Source organism: Trinickia dabaoshanensis (assembly GCF_002879885.1).
In the GTDB taxonomy this organism is placed as follows: domain Bacteria; phylum Pseudomonadota; class Gammaproteobacteria; order Burkholderiales; family Burkholderiaceae; genus Trinickia; species Trinickia dabaoshanensis.
This window is the reverse complement of record NZ_PNYA01000068.1, coordinates 1-1671: the sequence shown is the minus strand read 5'-3', so window position 1 is coordinate 1671 and position 1671 is coordinate 1. Positions and strand designations below refer to the sequence as shown.

The 1671-nt window shown below is 56.9% G+C and carries 1 protein-coding gene; it reads left to right on the top strand.

The window, feature by feature from the left end:
• The first annotated feature begins 559 nt into the window (after window positions 1-559).
• Window positions 560-1039 (top strand): hypothetical protein, encoded by a 480-nt coding sequence (locus C0Z18_RS32875; RefSeq protein ID WP_146014170.1) that lies wholly within the window; start codon window positions 560-562, stop codon window positions 1037-1039.
• The last annotated feature ends 632 nt before the right edge of the window (window positions 1040-1671 follow it).

Genomic DNA, 1671 nt, shown 5'->3' with positions numbered 1-1671 from the left:
GAGGGACCGCGAGGGTGGGGAAGCGCTGCAGGCGCCGGTCCATTCATTGACGCTGCGATTGCGGGCGACTAAGCAATCCGCGACGTTTCGGCAGCTGCTTCGCAAGAAAGCTGGCGACTTTGTCTGTACTCGATTGGCTCTTTCGGGGCGCACTGCGACTGCCTCATGATGCTGCGCGTCAAGGTGCCATCGCCTGCCGGGGTATGGCCAGAATGGGACGTCCAGGGCGGGACAGTATGAAAGGCAGTTCAGGGTCGCGTGCCGCCCGACGCGAGCTGTGCTGCATCGCGGCTGTTCGTCGCAGATACATTTGGCGTTTGCCGGCCAGATTCGGCCGTTCGACACCGGCGCTCGAATCGCCGACATCTGCTGAGACGGAAGGTCAGTCGCCCGTGCACGGTAGAGCCGGAAGCGACCGATCGCCCACATCTGCGTGTTCGTCATCATCCTTCGCCGATCTCTCGCCGGAAAGCCTGGCCCGGTTAGAATTTTCGCGCTAGTACCGGCAAATTAACAACCTCGTTGCTCGGGGGAACAAAGCAATCTAGGAGTCTTGAAAATGGGAGTAGCGCTTGCAGGTGTGGCATTTCGCACGGAGCTTCGAATCGGTTCAGCGCATCTGCTTGTCAGTCAGGTCTTCGCTAGGGGCGCTCAACAACTGGAGGCGCCAGAGGTTGGGGCGGTTGACATCAGATCTACAGGCGATGTAATGGTCCAGTTTTTTGGCGGCGTCTGCTTTGTCTATAACGGCGATCTGGTTTGGGACCTTCTCGCCAAACCGTCAAGAGAGGCCGGGCCATTGATTTCAACAACTGGTTCCCCGGACCTTCTTCTCGCATTCTGCCACTACGAATCAGGAGGTAGCTACGGCTACACCTTTTTCGAGCGTGGAACGCGGACACGAACAAGACTTCAAGCGGTTGATGTGCCCGGCCTGCCGCCGTTAATTGAAAGTGGCCCACCCAAGGATTTTGAAGTGAGTTGTCTCAACTCGCCGACCTATTTAGAAGAGGACGACTGTCCTCGTGATCAATGGTAGAGAATATATAGGCTAAACGACGGTAAATTGCATATACCGGAGCAATATCTTACGCAGCACTTGTTGCACGCAGCGTTAGTCGTGAACTTCGGCATTTGCCCATGGGATACAGACGCACACCCAGAGACTGCATTCTTTAGACTGCTACCCACGTGATTGCCTCAGCCAACGGTTCTCTGGCGACGCTGCAACCCGAGCAGCTCGAATGCCCGCTGTCTAGCGCCATTACCTTCCGGTTATGGTCGACACGCGCCGTCGGTCGGTTCAGGGGCGGAAACGTGGAGGCGCCGGCCGCTCGTCGGCCACTTCCATTCGGCCATTCGACTTGGTGTTGCACTTGAAACTAGAATCTCAGGAGTCGCGCCACTTTCAGCTATTCGGCATAATGTTGCCAATTGTTGGCCTTCACTGGTTAAACGCGGTCACCATTGGTGAAGATTGGGGGGCTTCGGCCAGCGACAGCGATCTTTATGTGAGCTTTATGGGAGCGAGTGATCCGTGGAGCCGGTGTTTGTCAACGTAGTTGTCGCGTCGCTTCACGCGCACTGCTTTAATTCGGCTCGGGGCGCACGCTCCGGATTGAGCCAGACTTCGTTCTTCAATTCCCAATCGCGAGTCGAGCGGGACCAACG

What these genes read in the sequence shown, in the direction of transcription:
- C0Z18_RS32875 (WP_146014170.1), top strand. Translation starts at nt 560, where the DNA reads ATGGGAGTAGCGCTTGCAGGTGTGGCATTTCGCACGGAGCTTCGAATC.